General features: G+C 38.7%; 17 protein-coding genes and 2 pseudogenes. 11 read left to right on the top strand and 8 right to left on the bottom strand.

Annotated features, from left to right (window positions below):
- Positions 1 to 55: 55 nt before the first annotated feature.
- The 7 genes from NHH16_RS14215 to NHH16_RS14185 all read right to left on the bottom strand — a co-directional run bounded on the left by NHH16_RS14215 (position 56) and on the right by NHH16_RS14185 (position 8,731).
- The gene (locus tag NHH16_RS14215) at positions 56 to 3,199 is read right to left on the bottom strand and encodes a type I restriction endonuclease subunit R (protein ID WP_262064800.1); all 3,144 of its coding nucleotides are present in this window, start codon (positions 3,197 to 3,199) and stop codon (positions 56 to 58) included.
- A 15-nt stretch (positions 3,200 to 3,214) separates the two neighbouring features.
- Positions 3,215 to 3,913 (bottom strand): hypothetical protein, encoded by a 699-nt coding sequence (locus NHH16_RS14210; protein WP_262064801.1) that lies wholly within the window; start codon positions 3,911 to 3,913, stop codon positions 3,215 to 3,217.
- Positions 3,914 to 3,917: 4 nt separating this feature from the next.
- On the bottom strand, positions 3,918 to 5,105 hold the full coding sequence (locus NHH16_RS14205) for a restriction endonuclease subunit S (RefSeq protein ID WP_262064802.1): 1,188 nt from the start codon (positions 5,103 to 5,105) through the stop codon (positions 3,918 to 3,920).
- Complete coding sequence (locus tag NHH16_RS14200; RefSeq protein ID WP_262064803.1) at positions 5,102 to 6,922, bottom strand: class I SAM-dependent DNA methyltransferase; 1,821 nt, start codon at positions 6,920 to 6,922, stop codon at positions 5,102 to 5,104. The genes NHH16_RS14205 and NHH16_RS14200 overlap by 4 nt, the downstream gene beginning before the upstream one ends.
- Positions 6,909 to 7,154 carry a helix-turn-helix domain-containing protein gene (locus tag NHH16_RS14195; RefSeq protein WP_262064804.1) on the bottom strand — a complete coding sequence of 82 codons (246 nt, stop codon included), beginning with the start codon at positions 7,152 to 7,154 and terminating at the stop codon, positions 6,909 to 6,911. Before NHH16_RS14195 ends, NHH16_RS14200 begins: the two co-directional genes overlap by 14 nt.
- A 187-nt stretch (positions 7,155 to 7,341) precedes the next feature.
- Entirely contained in the window at positions 7,342 to 7,524 is a 183-nt protein-coding gene (locus tag NHH16_RS14190; protein WP_262064805.1) for a hypothetical protein, read from the bottom strand.
- A 67-nt stretch (positions 7,525 to 7,591) separates the two neighbouring features.
- Positions 7,592 to 8,731, bottom strand: coding sequence for an IS91 family transposase (locus NHH16_RS14185; protein ID WP_262064806.1), 1,140 nt, complete (start codon positions 8,729 to 8,731; stop codon positions 7,592 to 7,594).
- A gap of 38 nt (positions 8,732 to 8,769) precedes the next feature.
- Here NHH16_RS14185 and NHH16_RS14180 point away from each other — a divergent pair.
- From NHH16_RS14180 to NHH16_RS14135, 10 genes and pseudogenes are all read left to right on the top strand, one after another.
- A pseudogene (locus tag NHH16_RS14180) lies at positions 8,770 to 8,847 on the top strand (hypothetical protein); the annotation flags it as partial.
- 15 nt (positions 8,848 to 8,862) lie between these two features.
- Complete coding sequence (locus NHH16_RS14175) at positions 8,863 to 9,564, top strand: ABC transporter permease (protein WP_262064852.1); 702 nt, start codon at positions 8,863 to 8,865, stop codon at positions 9,562 to 9,564.
- 12 nt (positions 9,565 to 9,576) lie between these two features.
- A complete protein-coding gene (locus NHH16_RS14170) occupies positions 9,577 to 10,560 on the top strand; it encodes an ABC transporter ATP-binding protein (RefSeq protein WP_262064807.1) in 984 nt (327 codons plus the stop codon).
- 1 nt (position 10,561) lies between these two features.
- Positions 10,562 to 11,506: an ABC transporter ATP-binding protein gene (locus NHH16_RS14165; protein WP_262064808.1), complete on the top strand. Its 945-nt coding sequence runs from the start codon at positions 10,562 to 10,564 to the stop codon at positions 11,504 to 11,506.
- Between the two features lie 798 nt (positions 11,507 to 12,304).
- Positions 12,305 to 12,676 carry a helix-turn-helix domain-containing protein gene (locus NHH16_RS14160; RefSeq protein WP_262064809.1) on the top strand — a complete coding sequence of 124 codons (372 nt, stop codon included), beginning with the start codon at positions 12,305 to 12,307 and terminating at the stop codon, positions 12,674 to 12,676.
- A gap of 608 nt (positions 12,677 to 13,284) precedes the next feature.
- Positions 13,285 to 13,509: an excisionase gene (locus tag NHH16_RS14155; protein WP_262064810.1), complete on the top strand. Its 225-nt coding sequence runs from the start codon at positions 13,285 to 13,287 to the stop codon at positions 13,507 to 13,509.
- A gap of 89 nt (positions 13,510 to 13,598) precedes the next feature.
- Positions 13,599 to 14,795, top strand: coding sequence for a site-specific integrase (locus NHH16_RS14150; protein WP_262064811.1), 1,197 nt, complete (start codon positions 13,599 to 13,601; stop codon positions 14,793 to 14,795).
- Positions 14,796 to 14,980: 185 nt separating this feature from the next.
- Complete coding sequence (locus NHH16_RS14145) at positions 14,981 to 15,433, top strand: low molecular weight protein-tyrosine-phosphatase (protein WP_262070260.1); 453 nt, start codon at positions 14,981 to 14,983, stop codon at positions 15,431 to 15,433.
- Between the two features lie 21 nt (positions 15,434 to 15,454).
- Positions 15,455 to 16,381, top strand: coding sequence for a polysaccharide deacetylase family protein (locus tag NHH16_RS14140; RefSeq protein WP_262070259.1), 927 nt, complete (start codon positions 15,455 to 15,457; stop codon positions 16,379 to 16,381).
- A 26-nt stretch (positions 16,382 to 16,407) separates the two neighbouring features.
- Positions 16,408 to 16,848, top strand: a complete 441-nt coding sequence (locus tag NHH16_RS14135) for a DUF554 family protein (protein ID WP_262070258.1) — start codon at positions 16,408 to 16,410, stop codon at positions 16,846 to 16,848.
- Here the strand turns inward: NHH16_RS14135 and tnpA are convergent.
- The gene (tnpA, locus tag NHH16_RS14130) at positions 16,835 to 17,245 is read right to left on the bottom strand and encodes an IS200/IS605 family transposase (protein WP_262070257.1); all 411 of its coding nucleotides are present in this window, start codon (positions 17,243 to 17,245) and stop codon (positions 16,835 to 16,837) included. The genes NHH16_RS14135 and tnpA overlap by 14 nt on opposite strands.
- 84 nt (positions 17,246 to 17,329) lie before the next feature.
- Between tnpA and NHH16_RS14125 the strand changes: the two are divergent.
- Positions 17,330 to 17,954 (top strand): annotated as a pseudogene (locus tag NHH16_RS14125) (RNA-guided endonuclease InsQ/TnpB family protein); the annotation flags it as partial.

The following is a 17,954-nucleotide window of genomic DNA, read 5'->3' as shown; positions in this document are numbered from 1 at the left end:
ACGGTACGTACGGTGCTGTGAGAGGACGGCGGTTAGTCACCGCCTCCTACTCGATTTATGCTACTGCGCCGTAGCGTGTGTACACATATTCGTAAATCTGTTGACGATACCCTGAGATAGCCATTTCATCATAGCACTCTGGCAAGTCTGCCCATAACGTGTCACGAATCAGGTTATCAATTTCTGCTTTTGTTTCTTGCTTATCAGTCCAATGGTCAAGTTCTGCGATCTTAGACTTAATATTTTGCAGCAACGTAGCAGCTACTTCTTTTAACTTCTTAATATCGTTTTTGCTCAAGTCATCTCGGAACAGCATATCATAAAGGGATAATTCTTCATCACTTGTAAAGCCTTCACGAGCATAGCGCTGTTCTTCTTGGTTCATCTGATTAGCCAAATCCATTAAATCCATAAAGGTCTTTTCAATATTAGCACGGTCTTGTTCACTATTATAATCTGTAATAATTTGCTGATACCTCTCATAATAATTGATACGGTCTGGATTAGAGAACAACATCATATCCAGCTTTTGCTGAATTACTTCCTCCAGGTCTTTCATCACAAGATTTTTCTTATGTACCTTAGCAAATTCTCTGCGAAGTAAATCAAAATCAATAGCACTAATATCAAATCTGCGCGGTTCTTCACGCACCATCATAGGCGTATGTTGTATTTCTACATAGTCACTTATGATTTTATTAATTTCAATCATAAGGTCAGTGGTATTCGTGTGCTTACGCTTCTTCTGCAATTCAGAGAATATCGCTACTATCGCTTCATATTCTTTTCTTGTAGCGCCGGTTACATCATCACGGTCTGTATATTTCATCAAACGAATTAGTTCTGATGCATATGTACTGAAGGTCTTTTTATCCTCTACAGTTCCGCAGACAACATTGGCAGCTTCTTGCAAATATGATAGTTTCATAAAGTCATAAGCATCAATCAATAGCTGCAGGTCGAAGTCATTATCTGCTAAGAATGATTTAGCCTTCGCTATAGTATCCATAATTCTTGCAATTAGCTCAGCCTTATCAATGGTAGGGTCTGTCTCGCCATTACCACCAACATTGGCTGTATAATCCGCTAGTGCCTTTCTCAAGGCTTTCACGATACCAATATAATCAACAATCAATCCATTGCTCTTACCTTCGCTTACACGGTTTGCACGTGCGATGGTCTGCATTAAGGTGTGTGCTTTTAAAGGCTTATCCAAATACAAACAAGACAAGCACTTTACATCGAAGCCTGTGAGCCACATCGCACAGACAAAGACAACACGAAGAGGATTCTTTGAATCTTTAAATTCTTTATCCAATTCACGCTTTTCCATCTTTGCACGATGATATTTGATATCCAAGTCCCATTTCTTAAAAGTTTGGATTTCATTTTGTTCTTGGCTGATAACCACAGCCATTTCTGTTTCTTCCATCCACTTAAGCTTACGCTCCAATTCAAGAGCTTCTTGCTGCGTAGCATTTTTTATATTTTCTTTTAGATTTTTTATTTCTTCTTTCCAGTATTCCTGTACATAGTTGTACATACGAACACAGGTAACTTTATTCAGACAGACAAACATTGCTTTACCGCTTGTCCATAAATCAGAGTAGTGCTGTACAAAATCGTGAGCTATAGATTTAAGTCTTGGTTCTGCAGTAAGCAAATGGATTTCCTTTGCAAATTCTGCTTCAAGTTTATCTTGTTGATCTACATCCAAATCTGCATTCTCGATAGCATCCAAAATCTTATCAGAGATTTCCGGATTACGCAGGTCGAGGATTTTCTCACCACGGTTTTCATAATAAAGTGGTACAGTCGCACCATCTTCAACAGCACGTTTGAAATCATAAACAGAAACATATCCACCAAAGGTACGGGCAGTAATGTTATCACTGGATAATAACGGTGTTCCAGTAAAACCAATACGAGCAGCGGTAGGCAATAACTTAACCATATTATCGGCAAAGATGCCATATTGGCTACGATGTGCTTCATCAGACATAATTATAATGTCATGATCAGGATAGATTGGTTCTTCGTTGGGTTTATTGAATTTTTGAATTAATGTAAAGATAAAGCTTGGGTTGCCGTGCAGTTTACGCACCAAGTCATCACCACTTGAGGCGATGAACTGAGACGCCTTGATATTCTTTCCAAGCAATCCACAATTTTCAAATGTATCACTAATCTGTGAGTTTAATTCTTCACGGTCCGTTAATATAACGAATGTCGGAGAACCTTCAAACTTTCTGCGTATCTTCTGTGCAAGGAATACCATTGAATAACTCTTACCAGAGCCTTGCGTATGCCAGAACACACCAAGTTTTCCGTCATTCAACTTTCTATCCGCATAGGCTTTCATTGCTTCGTTTACACCAAGGTACTGATGGTTACGAGCAAGTATCTTCGCTGTGTGACCATTAGAGTGGTCAAAGAGAATAAAGTTCTCAAACAAATCCAGGAAATTCTCTTTTTTGCAGATACCACGGAGCATAGTTTCAAGAGCTACACTTCCTTGGTCTTCCTCTACGAGACGCTTCCACTCATGAAAGAACTCATACTTACCGCCCAGCGTGCCAACCTTTGCCTCTGTCCCGTTAGAAAGCATTAGGAATGCATTGTAATAGAACAAATGTGGAATGGTATCTTGATAGTCGGTATAATTATCATCATAGGCATTCTGCACATCCACCGTATTTTTCTTTAGCTCTACAAAGAGCAAAGGAATACCATTTACAAAGCCCACAATATCAGTACGGCGTCTATAGAGATCTCCATGTATCTTTAATTCCTTAATTGCAAGAAAATGGTTGTAGTCCGGATTATGAAAGTCGATAACGGTTGCTTTCTTAGTTTCATTCTGACCGTTCGGCTTTTTTACAGTCACAGGGATACCATCACGGATAAGAAAATACTTCTCCTCATTCACCTGTAGTAAAGAGGACGTAGAAAGTCTGTTCTCAAGAACTTTCTGTGCCTCTAATATCTGAGTGTCGTTTATCCACGGATTCAATTTCTTTAGTGCCGCTTGAAAGTAACGAACAAGTAATATTTCATGATAGCTGGTTCTTCCGAATGAGCCGTTTGCACCTAACACTTCCGTGTTATAGGCAAATTCAACTTCCCAGCCTAATTCATCATGGAGTAGATTTCCTGCACTTTCCTGCACAAGTATATTTTCAGAATAATCATAACTCATTTATCAGCACCTCCTTTAATAACAATCCATCATAGCATCTTCTTGAATCTCAATATCTAATTCTGGCATATCATAAATAAACTCCAGCATTTTAAACACATAGATAATTTGTTCTTCAAGCAATTCTAAATCTATGACTTCATTATCAAATGTTTGGATGTAAAAATGTCCCTGCTTATTTTTTGCAAGAGGGTATCTCGCAAAGGTCATATCATCGGTTTTCTCGTATATGTTATCTATAAACTTTTCAACTACTTTAATTCCTAGAAACATTTGCTCAGTAGTATCACATTTATTCTTTGTTTTATATTCGATAATCAATTTTCTTGCAACACTGCACAGACCTTTTAAATCATGTCCACCTTCCGTAATTCCACGATGTATATTTAGAATAACGGATAGAACCGCATTTATAGCCTTCAGATAGGTCTCAATCCCGTGAACTGTATTAAACATAATCGGGAAAATCCATGAATCTGCTTTTTTGTCCGAATTATCTTCTAGGCATTGATGGATTAAGTTAAATGCCGTTGAGAAAAATGCTTCACCTACGACTACAAATTGTGAACGTGAGTTGTGTCCAAATCCCATGCGCCAATTTAGATATGCAGTTTTCTCAATATCTGAATTATATTGAAAAATAGAATCCAATTGTTTTCCGTATTGAAGAATCTTGGAAGTGTCATAATCTATAAAATTCGTTAACTCTATCATTAAGTCACACCTCCAATTCGCCACTCATGAGTTTAGGTAATAAGCGATCGCGGGCTTGTTGTGCAAACAGCATTCGTTTCTCCAATGTATCTATCTGATTAAAAATAGGTAACATATTGTCATTAAAATCTTTTCTGACTTCTACGCTTGGACAAAGAATAGTTTTATCCTTCAATAATGGAACTGTGATTTGTTGTTGTGCCGCTCCAGTAGCTCTAAAGTTTTGATTTGAGAGATTAAGATAAAGATATAGCACATCCATCACGTCATCTTTAGGTGTAACTGAAATCAATCTCACAATTGGAACAAATGGAGTTCTGTGTAAGAACACAAATCCAACGGTACCTCTTGCAGAAATTGTGACACTTTCTTTTTCAACAACTGCTTTATTAGTGTACCCATAAAGTCCTTTATTAGAAATTCCATTTGAAAAAATGGGGACTTGGCACTCGTCAGTTTTATTTTCAGAACATACCTTTGGCTTATCACCACCAGCTTTAAGTACTGAAACACTGCTTAAGGACGCTGTTTCCCACCCCTCCGGCACACCATCAATAATCTCTGTATCCTCATATCCAGGGAAGTGCAAATCCACAAACCATTCTTTATATAATCTCTGTGCTGCTTCTTCAAGAAGCTTGATTTGCTTTTGGTTATTTTCGATGAGATCGTCGTATGCAGAAAGGATGTTTGCAATCCTATTCTGAGTATCTAAACTAGGACAAGGAAATTGTAAATTCTTTATATGTGATGGGCTTATATTAGCTTGATTTGCCGCACCTCCAGCTTTTGCAGCCAGTTCAATCTTCACTGCATCTTGCGATAGATAATAATACACATAATCTATATCTGCTTCTGCATTTTTCTTTATTGCAACTTTACCTACTCGTTGATTTAGTAATGTTTTTTCAAGGTATTTAACTCTAGCAACTCTTCCGACAACAGAAGCCCATTGATTTATATGAGAACCAGTCATTGCGATTAGTACATCATCATATGATAAGATAAATCTGTTCTGTTTTTCAGCCACCTCTTTTGATACATATGTTAAATCGTCAAGCGAAACCGTGGGTGGTGAAATGTTTTTGATTTTAATTATTGGAACACCATTCACTGCAAAATCTTTGGTTTTAAATGCAAATCCCGAGAGTATATCGATATAATCTCCTAGTATTTTCATTTCATTACTCATAGTCCCATCTCCTTCATATTTTGTGAGATGGCATCCATCAAGTCATTGGATTCTGCTTGTAATGAAAGTAGTTCACGATGGATTTCTGTCATTCGTTCTTCAAAGTTTACGCCATCATCTTCTACAGGTGCAACACCAACATAAGCACCCGGAGTTAATGACCAGCCTTTTTCTTCGATATCTGCAAGGCTTGCAACTTTACACAAACCAAGAACATCTTTATATTCTCCATCATCAAATTTTTCATACAGCCATACCGCTTCTTTTGCAGTGGTTAATTCATCTGTCTTGGCTGCAATTATTTCATCATATTCTGCTTGAATACGTTTTTTGTCTCCACGTCCTGCAGCTTCGAGTTCAGCCTTTGCTCGTTTCTGTAATTCTTTCAGTTCAGACTTGAGCTGTGTATGTGCTTCTTCAAAGGAAGTATCGTGTCCTAAGACACTGTGATATTCATTAAGTAATGCAGTGTATTTTTCTGTTTCCCCACGATATAACCATACAATAGCATTCAGATTTTTCATCTGCCATTCAGACCATTCGTTAAGGGTACGGTCTACTACTGTATAATAATTTCTGGCATCGATAAAGAGAACCTTATCTTTGATTTCTTCGCTTTTCCCTTTATCGAAGAACCATAGCGAACAAGGAAGACTCTTTGTATAGAAAAAGTTATTCCCAACACTTATCATTGCATCCACATGACCTGTTTTAACAAGGCTTTCACGAATGTCCTTATCTTTACCTTGACTGTCTGTAGCAGATGATGCCATAACAAAGCCAGCACGACCATGTTCATTCAGATAGCTGTAAAAATAGGAAATCCATAGATAGTTTCCATTTCCAACTTCTTTCTTGGCATTGACTCCTGGCATACCAAAAGGAAGTCTACCGGCAGCCTGTGTGGACTCTGATTTTACTTTATCTACATTAAAAGGCGGGTTCGCCATAACATAATCACAGTAACCATCCAAATTATGTGCGTCATGGTAGAAAGTATTTGCTTCATCACCAGATTTAATCACTCCGGTAAGCCCGTGAACAGCCATGTTCATCAAACAAAGCTGTGCATTATATTCTACCTTTTCCTGTCCATAAAATGTCATGGCACTATTTGCATTCATGCCTGACTGGTTAACAAAATCGCCAGACTGAATAAACATACCTCCAGAACCGCAAGCTGGATCTAATAGAACTCCACTCTTTGGCTCGATAATATTTACAATCATTTTTACAAGAGATTTTGGTGTAAAGAAAACACCATCATCAGATGCGATATTCTTAGCAAATTTATTTAGGAAGTACTCGTAAATACGACCTACGATATCTCCACCAACTTCATCAATGGCACTGTTGTTAAAGATACGAAGAAGCTCAGACAATATTTCATCTGTAAAATCTGTATAACTATTAGGCAGAACACCTGTGAGCTGTTCGCTCTGGTCTTCAATCAGCTGCATAGCATTATTTACAACTTCACCAAGGCTTGTCATTTCATGTCCATCTTTATTCTTAAGACCAGCTGCTTTGATGTCTTCCGGTAAATTTAACAGATAATCATATTGTGCCTCTTTCGGAAGGAATAAAGCACTCTTTGCTGCAAAGTCACTTGCTTCCACAGGTATCACTCTACCACCACGAGAAGGTCTATTCTTAAGAATCTCTTCTTCAACCTTTTTATATCTGCTGAAGGCATATCTCAAAAAGATAAGTCCTAACACCGGCATACAATACTGGTTGGATGTAAGCTTAGATCCTGCTCTTAACAAATCAGCAGATTCCCACAGTTCTGCTTCTAGTTTTCTAATATTTATCACGATTATTTTCCTCCGTCTTATAGTTTAGCCATGCCTCATGAGCAGTAGAAAAATCAATATCATGCTGGAGGCAGAAATCTTTAATTTTTTTCATTGCATTTAGATTAGGCTTTACTTTTCCGCCTTCCCATCTATTTACAGTTGAAAAAGCCACACCGATTTCTTTTGCAAAATCCTCTTGTGTCATAAGTAAGCATTGCCTTATTTTCTTTATTTCCCCCGGAAAATTCATTGTTTATCTCCTTTGCAAATGCATTTCAGCAATATAGCATTATTATAGCGGGAATTCATGGATTTTTCTACCTAAGCAGTCGATAATGGCTGCTTATTTTTTACTTTATAGGAAAGTCCGTGGACTTTCCTATAAAGTGAAAATGGCACCTTCATATTTGAGAGCACCAAAATCAGATGATAAGTATTTAGAAGATGTAAAAGCCCTCTTCACCAACCTCATCACCAAAAACATCTTCATTTAAGAAGTAGTCCATATCAAGAAGGTCATTATCGCTCATGCTTTTAATGAGATCAGGTGTCATACCTTCGGGTGGATTTTTAGTATATTTATCACGTAGCTTCTTTACAAGTTCTTTTTCGTTGCTCATTTGAATCGCCTCCAATCATTCGCTTATGAATGAAGTTTAGCATAAATAAAGAGGCGGGAAAAGAACATCATGTATGAACAAGTTTTGTAGTCATAACCTTTTCATAATAGTCTTGTAAAGAGAAGCGCTTGTGATTATAGTACAGTTCGACAAAAATCATTGTTTTGCCGCAATTAGGACATTTTAAGGGATCGTAACCGAAAGTAGAGAGAATGGATTCGCGCCACTTATTAAAAGCAAGTAGGAAGAAATGCTTCTCGGTTGGAATGGCACGGAATAGCTTTTTATCCTTTTCTCTATGTCTCGCATAGATACCATAGTAACGTATCATCTTGTATTGTTTTTCAGGGATGTGTCTTATAAGTCGAGAAATGAAGTCGGTTGCAGGAACAGTTTCGTGAACAAGTTTTTCGTTTTCGTGTCGATTGTAATGGAAGGTTACATTATCACCGTCGTAATCGTCGATACGAGAAGTGGCTATAGCGGGCCGTCCAAGATATCGACCGATATATTTAATGACAATATCTGGATTACATTTATTAGACTCAGCATAAACATAAAAGCCGTCTTTGTGTATCAAGTAATTCTTATTGATTTCGGATTTGAATGAAGGTCCAATGTGAGAAAGCATTGCCTTAAGTAAAGCGGTGCGAAAGGATTTTCGCAAAAATTCATAGCTAAAATAATGGACTTTACGCCAGGGAATATTGTTGCCGGTGCCCCCTTCTGAAAGAAGGCAGTGAATATGTGGATTCCACTTTAAATCTCTACCAAATGTATGAAGAACACAAATAAAACCGGGTGTAAATTCTTCTGTTTTATTAAGCTTGCGAAACAACCGAAGAATAACACTTTTAACGGCAAAAAAGAGACAATCAAGAAGCGTGCGATCATCAAGAAAATAATGCCGAAGTTCTTCAGCAATGGTGAATACGAGATGCCGATGGCTGCACTTAATAAGTTTGAAAGACATAGACGTGGTGCGATCAATGGAGTACATATTCCCACAAGAAGGACAGAATCGACTTTTACAGCGAAAAGGGACAAATTTCCATTCGCCACAGTCGCAATGATACATAGCCCCGCCAAAGGAAGGGTCACCACAATTAAGCATCTTCTCGATATTTTCTAGTTCAACCGGACGAGGATGCATAGAGTATTTTATGATTTCGAAATAGTCATTGAAAATACGCTGTAATATATTCATATGACTATTATGAGATAAATTGAAGCAAAAGAAATCCCGGTGCAATGTTTGGCTTGTTTTTTGTAATTGCGTTACTTATTTTATCGTTATTATCACCTTATATATGTAGATACGGTTACCAAGAAATCGTGATGAAAGATCGCTTTTCGCTTCCAAGCTGGAATCATTTATTAGGCTGTGATGAAGTAGGTCGGGATATTCTTTCACGCATTTTATTTGGGGCAAAATACACCTTGAGTATCGGAATATTATCTGTAGCACTTAGTTGTGTTGCAGGGGTGATATTAGGCTCTATTTCGGGTTATTTTGGCGGAGTTGTAGATACACTAATCATGCGTTTTTTAGACGTATTTCAAGCTTTTCCCAACATACTATTAGCAATTGCGATATCAGCAGTATTAGGAACCGGATTTGATAAAGTTATATATGCAATTGGTATTAGCGGAATTCCTAATTTTGCACGAATGATGCGTGCGAATATATTAACGGTGCGTAATGCTGAATTTGTTGAAGCGGCTACGTCAATTAATTGTTCGACATTTAGGATTATTCGTAATCATGTTATTCCGAATGCGATTTCACCATTGATTGTTCAAGTCGCTATGGGTATTGCAAGTTCGGCCTTAGCAGCATCTGGGTTGAGTTTTTTAGGATTTGGTGTACAAGCACCAACGCCGGAGTGGGGTGCGATGTTGGCTTCAGCTCGTGGTTATATGCGCGATTATCCCCACATGGTTATCATTCCGGGGCTATTTATTATGTTGACAGTTTTAAGCTTTAATTTAGTAGGGGATTCTATACGTGACGCATTAGATCCAAAGCTCAGGGATTAGGAGGAAATGGAAATGGTAAAGAAGGAAAGTAAACATAATTTTTTCTCAGTTCGTGACTTACGTGTAGAGTATGCCTCAGGGCAAGAAGTGATTCACGCGGTTAATGGTGTGTCATTTGAACTAGAGTCTGGAACAACGATAGGGCTAGTTGGTGAAACAGGCGCAGGCAAAACGTCTATAGCTCGTGCGATTATGAGAATTTTACCTGACTACGCAACGAAAAGTGTTAGCGGAAAAGTTGACTTTAAAGCGGAAGAGTTATTAGAGTTACCAGAGAGTGAAATGCGACTTTTGCGTGGAAAAAGCATTTCGATGATATTTCAGGATCCAATGACAGCGTTAAATCCAGTGAAAAAGGTAGTAGATCAAATAGCTGAAGGAGTTAGGTTACATCAGAATACAAGTAAGCGGGAGTCGATAGAGATAGCGATTAAAATGTTGGAAATGGTGGGAATTTCTGAGGACCGTGCATATGAGTATCCTCATCAGTTCTCAGGTGGAATGAAGCAAAGAGTGGTAATTGCGATAGCTCTAGCCTGTAATCCCGAAATACTCATAGCAGACGAACCAACGACAGCTCTAGATGTAACTATTCAAGCTCAGGTTTTGGAGCTGATGAAAGAATTAAAAGAGAAACTGGGAACGGCTATGATTCTTATTACCCATGATTTAGGAGTGGTGGCCGAGGTGTGTGATACGGTTGCGGTTGTGTACGCAGGCGAACTAGTGGAATATGGGACAAAGGAAAGAGTTTTTGATAAACCTTCTCATCCGTATACGCAAGGACTTTTTAATGCATTGCCAGACTTATCAAAGAATGTAAAAAGACTTACACCGATTGAAGGCTTGCCGCCCGATCCAAGTAATTTGCCTAAAGGGTGTGCGTTTGCATCTAGATGTCCATTTGTAACTGAAGAGTGCAAAAAGGACAAAATCGATATGATAAAAATAAGTGAGAACCATCAGGTTCGCTGTATTAGGTGTGAGGAGGAATAGAATGCCACTTTTAGAAATCGAACATTTAAAAAAATATTTTTCGACGCCGCGAGGCTTGGTTCATGCAGTTGATGATGTTTCCTTTTCCATTAATAAAGGTGAAACCATGGGCTTAGTGGGAGAGTCAGGATGTGGAAAATCGACTTTAGGCCGCACGATAATACACTTGCAAGAAAGTACAGGCGGGATTATTAAGTTTGAAGATAAAGACGTAACAAATTTAGGAAAAGAAGGACTGAGAAAGCTTCGTGAAGATATGCAAATAATCTTTCAAGATCCGTACTCTTCCTTGAATCCTCGACTTACAATTCATGATACTATCGTGGAACCCTTAATGCTATCTAAGCGATTTGATTCAAAGGGACTTGAGGCAGAAGCAAATAGACTTATGGATTTAGTCGGGATTGAACAACGCTTTAGAATGTCATACCCCCATGAGTTAGATGGAGGGCGAAGACAAAGAGCAGGTATTGCTAGAGCAATTGCATTAAACCCTAAATTTATTGTTTGTGATGAGCCGGTTTCGGCCTTGGATGTGTCTATACAAGCGCAAATATTAAACCTATTAATGGATTTACAAGAGGAATATGGGTTGACATACTTGTTTGTAACTCATGATCTATCGGTTGTACGCCATATTTCAACAAATATTTGTGTAATGTATCTTGGACAGATGGTTGAGACCTGTCCAACAAAGGAATTATTTGATAATCCTTTACACCCATATACAAAGGCTTTGTTGTCGGCTATCCCGACAGTTGATATACGCCATAAGCAGGAAAGAATTATTCTAAAAGGAGAAATCAATTCTCCCATCAATCCCAAACCCGGGTGTAGGTTTGCACTTAGATGTCCGTATGCGGAAGCGCAATGTAATGAACCAGTGGTGTTGCGTGAGATTAGTGAAGGACATTTTTGTTCTTGCTGTAGAATTAATGAAATATAATTATCTTTGATAACGTTATCAAATCTAGATAAAATGTTATCTAAACTGAAAAATCATGAAAATTTGCAAAAAAGTGCGTTGCGTGAAGGGTAGTTTATTTATGCGCTGTAATCGTTAGTTAAAAGTAGTTATAATTATGGGATACTGAATGACTAAAACATGATTTTGAGACGCAGCCTTAGAAAGTATATATTTCTAATATAGGTTATGAGAGGGGTAGTGTTTTTCGGAAAACGTAGGCAAGACGTGCACGCAACTACTGCAAAAAACCTTATTTCAACTATAATTTTTGTCGATATTACATATAGGGAGTCCCATATGAATGGAACCTTGACAATTATATAAATCATTCATCAAGTACGTTCCTGTAATTATTGCTTTAAGCATAAGCCATTTAGCGCTACGCCATGACAGAGTTTGTGTTTTGACGTATTAGCATGACAGACGGTAGAACTTTTGAGCGATACATAGTTTGCTATTAATCCGAATGACTTTCGGGCGGCGATGACAGATTACGGGTATAATGATACTTCCGTTCAGGTAAGGTAGGGCAGTGCATAACTTAACTTACCCAGACGGCTTCCGGAGGTCCCGGGAGAGACGTTAGTCTATGAGGCGGGTTCGTCGTCTGTCGCTTGATGAATCCAGTTTGCTAGGGGCGAGGCAAATAAGCAAAGAGTTTGATATACACGATAAAAGTAAAACGTAATGCATGAATAGTCATATTTGATTTAGGAGAAGAAAGAGATCATTGAAAACTGATGGTCTCTTTTTTGTGAAAACATTTAGGGGGGAGAAATGAAAAAGAACATCGGAGTACGAATTAAGCATTATCGAATGACTAAAAAAGTATCACAAGAGCAATTAGCAGAATTAACGGATTTATCAGTTTCATTTATTTCCAAAGTAGAAACGAATCGTGTATCAATAGGCTTAAATGCAATCATCAAAATTGCGAATGCATTAGAAGTCCCTATAGGGGATTTGCTTGAGCAAAAAAGTGTTGAAGAGAGTGAACATAATATTTCAAAAATCGCAGCAACTCAAGAAGTCTTAAATAAAATTGTTAAAAAGCTTTCTAGGTGTGAGAAAACGATGCTACATATTATTGAAGATGTCATTGAGGCGATGATTACATCCATTAATAATCACAGAGACGAACAATGGTAAATTGAAATTTTTGTTACCAAAAGTGGATTTCTTTCAGTATATGTGAAAGAAATAGGTGAAATCTTTCAGTTCTTCTCCATGTTCATATTATCAATATCTCGATAAAATGAATATAAGAACTGAATAGACAAGCGTCAAATACATTCCTACTGCTTTTGCGATGAGCATAAGCCATAAGAGTTGGTTGCGCCATGACCACGAGAATTGTATCACAGAGAAACGTGAAAGCGATAAAACAACAACTCTTAGTACTAGGTGGCTCCTAGATACCGGCGATGACAGGTGGTAGGGATAATGATACTTCCGTTTCGTCATAGCCCGTGCGTTAAAAGCGTCCCCGGTAATGAAAGCGGCTGCCGGAGATCCCGGCAGGATGAAGAAATAGATTTCTTCTCATGGTGCAAAGCTAGCCCTTTGCCGTTTGATGGCTTCCCGACTACTGGGGTGTTGAGAACAAATAAGTATTGAAAATATAAAGTCAAGTGTGCAAAGGAATAATCCAGTACCTTTGCACATTTGACAGTTAGAAATAACCTTTTGCTATCTTTTAAATGTTTTTAGAAGATATTAAAGGGTTGTTTTTTTTCAGAGAAGGGAGGGGCTTTAAAATGATGAATATGAAGGTGAGGGATAATGAAAAAAACGTTCCCCTTTGGGAGAAGTTCAATTTAACGATAACCGAAGCAGCAGAGTATTTTAATATTGGAGAAAAGAAGCTAAGGAAGCTTACAGATGATAATTTAGATTGTGGATTTGCGATTTATAACGGAACAAAAGTATTGATTAATCGTAAAAAATTCGAAGAGTTTCTCAATCAAATATCCAGTATTTAAGTGGGTTACATGTTTGGACGGGAGCTGAGAATGTGATATAGTATTTATATCGCACTAAGGCTTTCTTGAAACAGAAGGGAGCGATAGAAATGAGTGAAAAGAGACGAGATAATAAAAATCGAATTTTACGAAATGGAGAAAGCCAAAGGAATGATGGAAGGTATGTATATGTATACGTAGATGGTAATGGAAACCAGAAGTTCTTGTATAGTTGGAAGCTTGAGCCAAATGATACACTGCCTAGTGGGAAGCGAGATTGTGTGTGCTTAAGAGATAAAATAAAACTTTTAAAAAAGGATCAAGCAGACGGTATTATTGCAAATGCAGGAAAAATGACTGTTTTGCAGTTGGTCGAGAAATACATAAGTCAAAAAACTGGCGTTAGACATAACACGGAAGCTAATTATCGATTTGTCATCAACATTATCAAGAAGGAAGAATTTGGAAGTAGACGAATTGATAGTATCAAGCTTTCAGATGCCAAAGCTTGGCTGATCAAATTGCAGGCTGACGGAAGAGGATATAGTACAATCCATACGGTAAGAGGTGTGGTCAGACCGGCTTTTCAACTTGCTACAGATGATGATCTTATTCGCAAGAATCCTTTTGAGTTTCAATTAGCCACGGTTGTGGTAAATGATAGTGTGACAAGGGAAGCGATAACAAGAGATCAAGAACGAAAGCTTCTGAAATTTATAAAAAATGATAAGCATTTTTCTAGATATTATGATGGTATATATGTCCTATTTAAGACAGGTGTACGTATTTCTGAATTTTGTGGCTTGATTGCTGAAGATATAGACTTTGAAAATCAAAAACTTCGTATTAACCGTCAGTTACAGCGAACGCGGAATATGCAATACATAATTGAATCCCCGAAGACAGCTAACGGTGAAAGATATGTTCCCATGGATAAAAAATTGATGAAATGCTTTAAGAGAATCTTGAAGAATCGGAAGTCGGTAAAGGTAGAACCGGTGATAGACGGAATTCATGGCTTCCTGTTTTTGGATAAAAATGGCATGCCGATGGTTGCCTTGCATTGGGAAAAGTATTTCGAACATATATATCATAAATATAATAAGACCTATAAGGAAGAGATGCCCAAAGTTACACCTCATGTGTGCCGGCACACGTTTTGCTCTAATAAAGCGAAAAGTGGTATGAATCCGAAGACGTTACAGTATATAATGGGACATGGAGATATCGGGGTTACCCTTAATACGTATACGCATGTAGACTTTGAAGATGCTAAGAAAGAAATGAAACGGTTGAAAGAGGCTTAAAATTGCGATTAGTAAATTGACAAAAAGAGGGTTGTTTTACTAATTATTTTACTAATTTTGCAGGCAAAGATATGCCAATTTAAGCAAAGATATGCCACCAAAACCAGAAAAACAAGGATAAAGGCAAGCGTCAACAAACCGCGTAAATACGGGGAAAGTCAGTAAAATCAAGGAGAATAGGAAAGATGAAAAAAATATTATTTATCTGCCACGGCAATATATGCCGCTCACCAATGGCCGAGTTTGTGTTAAAGGATATGGTGAAGAAGAGGGGAATAGAGCAGGATTTTTCAATCGCTTCTGCGGCTACTAGTAGGGAGGAATTAGGAAGTCCACCCCATCCGGGAACGAGGAGAATTCTAGGTAAATTAGGCATCGATTGTAGCGGTAAGCATGCGCGTCAACTGACCCGGGCGGACTATGAGGAATACGATTATCTAATTGGTATGGATCACTATAACTTGCGTAATATCGAACGGATTTGTGGGGTGGATACGGAAGGCAAGGTTTCACTGCTGCTGTCTTTTGCCGGTGAGGATAGAGAGATTGATGACCCTTGGTACACCAATCGGTTTGAGAAGACGTATGAGGATGTAGTAGCTGGGTGTGAGGGATTATTAAAGGAGTTAGGATATTAAGTAGGGGAGCGAGGGAAAGGAATGAGAAAAGTATTAACGGTCATTATGTCGCTGATTCTCGTTATGTTACTGGGGATTGCTGGCTATATGTATGTTGAGGGAAAAGGACTCTTAGCGACACCGATTGGCACCACCGAAGTGGGAAATAAGATGACGTATCAAGAGGTTAGTAGTGCCCTTCTAAATACGGAAAAGGCGTATGTAGAAGTGGTTCATATTAAGGTAGAAGAGCAAAAGAAAGCTCGGGAAGAAGCCGCTCTTTTAGAGGCGCGCAGTAATTTTTCAGCGCAACCGGGAGTCCCTGTAGGGAGCCCCGGTGAGTCCGGGGAAAAAGTGGTATACCTGACTATTGATGATGGGCCTTCGGCGTTAACGTCCCAGGTGCTAGATATTCTCGATAGATACCAAGCGAAGGCTACTTTTTTTGTAACGGGAGCGATGCCCGATTACTACCATTTAATCGGTGAAGCTTATCGACGTGGCCACACCATCGGTTTGCATACCATGACTCATGACTATGCCAAGGTCTATGCCTCTGTGGGTGCCTACTTTGCTGACCTAGAGCAAATCGGCAGCGTCGTAAGTGGGCAAATCGGCTATGTGCCCTGTTTTATTCGTTTCCCAGGAGGCTCGTCCAATCAAATATCGGCGAATTATAGTAAGGGCATTATGAGTACTCTAGTGGGGGCGGTGCAGGAGAAGGGCTATCAATACTACGACTGGAATTGTTCAGTGGGCGATGGCAGTGTGGTAAACGCCGATCAAGTGGTGGCCAACGGCACGAGTAAAAGTAATCAAAACATTGTGCTTTTATGTCATGATTCACAGACGAAGCAAGCAACGGTAGACGGTTTGCCCAGAGTGATTGAGCATTACCAGAGTCAGGGTTACGTCTTTAAAGCACTTGATAGAAACAGCTACGCTCCTCATCACGGAGTGGGCAACTAATATTAAATAAAAAGGGGAATGAAGGTATGCCAATTGGGGTTATTGTAAATGCATTATCGATTGTTGTTGGGGGACTAATGGGAGCGGTTGTTGGGAAACGGCTTCCAGAGAATTTTAAAGTAAAGATGAACATGGTGTTTGGAGCCTGTGCCATGGCTATGGGTGTAAAAGCGATTATTTTAATGGAGAATATGCCGGCAGTGATTTTTTCCGTCATCATCGGAACGGCTTTCGGTCTGGCGCTTCACTTAGAGGCGAAGATTAATAAGGCTTCTGCATATATGCAAAAAGGCATCAGTAAGGTTATGAAAAGCAGTGGTGAGAGTGTTCTCGATAGCGAATCGATGGACACGTTAGTGACGGTTATTGTGCTCTTCTGCGCTAGTGGTACCGGTATCTATAAAGTAAAGCAGAGTACCACGTCCATAAAACTTGAATGTGCGCGGGTGAATGCTACTGATTTTTAATATATTTTTGTACTAGAGAAAGGCTTTGCTCGCTAACAGTAGCAACAAAATAACTACTCGACCAAAAGTATGGCTTCCAGTAAAACCTCCCGACTTCCGTAGGATAATCTCGTCTGGCAAATCTTGCTGTCTTGGTTTTTAGCACATTTACAAATTCTGTAGGCGCCATTCCTGGAGTCGCTTCAAAAAGTAGATGTAGATGGTCTGCCTCTCCGTTTAATTCTAAGATATTGTAACCTCGCTCCGTGCAGATATCTTCAATCAACTTGTAGACATAGTTTTTTACTGGACCAGTCAAGACTGGTTTTCGGTATTTTGTAAACAGAACAAGATGATATTGAAGAAGAAAACACGAGTGCCGATTCGTGTAATAAGGTTGATTTTTCTTTTTGAACATATGTTCTTTTTCTCCTTTACATCCGTTTGTGTTAATGGTATAATTATACTATAGAAACAAAGGGTTATCAAGAGGTTCAACCATATGTATAAATCAAAGCAAATATTAATATCTAAGAGGAAAGAGCCAGAACTATATACTTACCTTGAAGACTTAGGATTTCTTGCTAAGAGTCTTTATAATGCGTCTTTGTTTCGTATACGACAAAACTTCACCGGCAGAAGGAAAGAAGTTCTTTCAGAAAATGAAGAGTTTGTAGCAGAAGAAATCAGGCAAGTCTTAAGTCGTTATCCCCATCTGCAAAAGCCTAAGTCTGTACTTACTTATACCTTCCTTGAGAAGTTAATGCGAGTAACCGAGAATCCAGATTTCTTTGCAGGACTTCCCATGCAAAGTGCGCAGGCGGTAGTTAAGCAAGCTGTTACGGATTTTAATAACTGGTTAGCAGCTAAGAAGGACTACGGGAATAATTCCCATAAATACTTAGGGGAGCCACAGATGCCAAGATATAAGAAAGGAGAGTTCTGCTCCTTTCCTTTTACAAATCAGGACTGTGTTCTTTACGCCAAGGAAGATTGCACCGAAGGTGCCAACCTTAAGTTCCCTAAGAAGAAGGGATATTATCTTCTAGCAAGCTTGCCACTTGAAGCAAAACTAAAGATGGTTCAGGTTTCTCGGTGTTACGATTCATATAAGCTCGGCATTGTAC

This window comes from Ohessyouella blattaphilus, from assembly GCF_024721265.1.
Taxonomy (GTDB): domain Bacteria; phylum Bacillota; class Clostridia; order Lachnospirales; family Lachnospiraceae; genus Aequitasia; species Aequitasia blattaphilus_A.
Note: the sequence above shows the minus strand (reverse complement) of the source record. Positions and strands in the feature narration are given on the sequence as shown.

Excerpts from the sequence above, each read along its gene's own strand:
- NHH16_RS14205 (WP_262064802.1), bottom strand. The coding sequence starts at position 5,105 with ATGAGTAATGAAATGAAAATACTAGGAGATTATATCGATATACTCTCG.
- NHH16_RS14210 (WP_262064801.1), bottom strand. The coding sequence starts at position 3,913 with ATGATAGAGTTAACGAATTTTATAGATTATGACACTTCCAAGATTCTT.
- NHH16_RS14150 (WP_262064811.1), top strand. The coding sequence starts at position 13,599 with ATGAGTGAAAAGAGACGAGATAATAAAAATCGAATTTTACGAAATGGA.
- NHH16_RS14135 (WP_262070258.1), top strand. The coding sequence starts at position 16,408 with ATGCCAATTGGGGTTATTGTAAATGCATTATCGATTGTTGTTGGGGGA.
- NHH16_RS14190 (WP_262064805.1), bottom strand. The coding sequence starts at position 7,524 with ATGAGCAACGAAAAAGAACTTGTAAAGAAGCTACGTGATAAATATACT.
- NHH16_RS14175 (WP_262064852.1), top strand. The coding sequence starts at position 8,863 with ATGAAAGATCGCTTTTCGCTTCCAAGCTGGAATCATTTATTAGGCTGT.
- NHH16_RS14155 (WP_262064810.1), top strand. The coding sequence starts at position 13,285 with ATGATGAATATGAAGGTGAGGGATAATGAAAAAAACGTTCCCCTTTGG.
- NHH16_RS14165 (WP_262064808.1), top strand. The coding sequence starts at position 10,562 with ATGCCACTTTTAGAAATCGAACATTTAAAAAAATATTTTTCGACGCCG.
- NHH16_RS14145 (WP_262070260.1), top strand. The coding sequence starts at position 14,981 with ATGAAAAAAATATTATTTATCTGCCACGGCAATATATGCCGCTCACCA.
- NHH16_RS14140 (WP_262070259.1), top strand. The coding sequence starts at position 15,455 with ATGAGAAAAGTATTAACGGTCATTATGTCGCTGATTCTCGTTATGTTA.
- tnpA (WP_262070257.1), bottom strand. The coding sequence starts at position 17,245 with ATGTTCAAAAAGAAAAATCAACCTTATTACACGAATCGGCACTCGTGT.
- NHH16_RS14170 (WP_262064807.1), top strand. The coding sequence starts at position 9,577 with ATGGTAAAGAAGGAAAGTAAACATAATTTTTTCTCAGTTCGTGACTTA.
- NHH16_RS14195 (WP_262064804.1), bottom strand. The coding sequence starts at position 7,154 with ATGAATTTTCCGGGGGAAATAAAGAAAATAAGGCAATGCTTACTTATG.
- NHH16_RS14160 (WP_262064809.1), top strand. The coding sequence starts at position 12,305 with ATGAAAAAGAACATCGGAGTACGAATTAAGCATTATCGAATGACTAAA.
- NHH16_RS14215 (WP_262064800.1), bottom strand. The coding sequence starts at position 3,199 with ATGAGTTATGATTATTCTGAAAATATACTTGTGCAGGAAAGTGCAGGA.
- NHH16_RS14185 (WP_262064806.1), bottom strand. The coding sequence starts at position 8,731 with ATGAATATATTACAGCGTATTTTCAATGACTATTTCGAAATCATAAAA.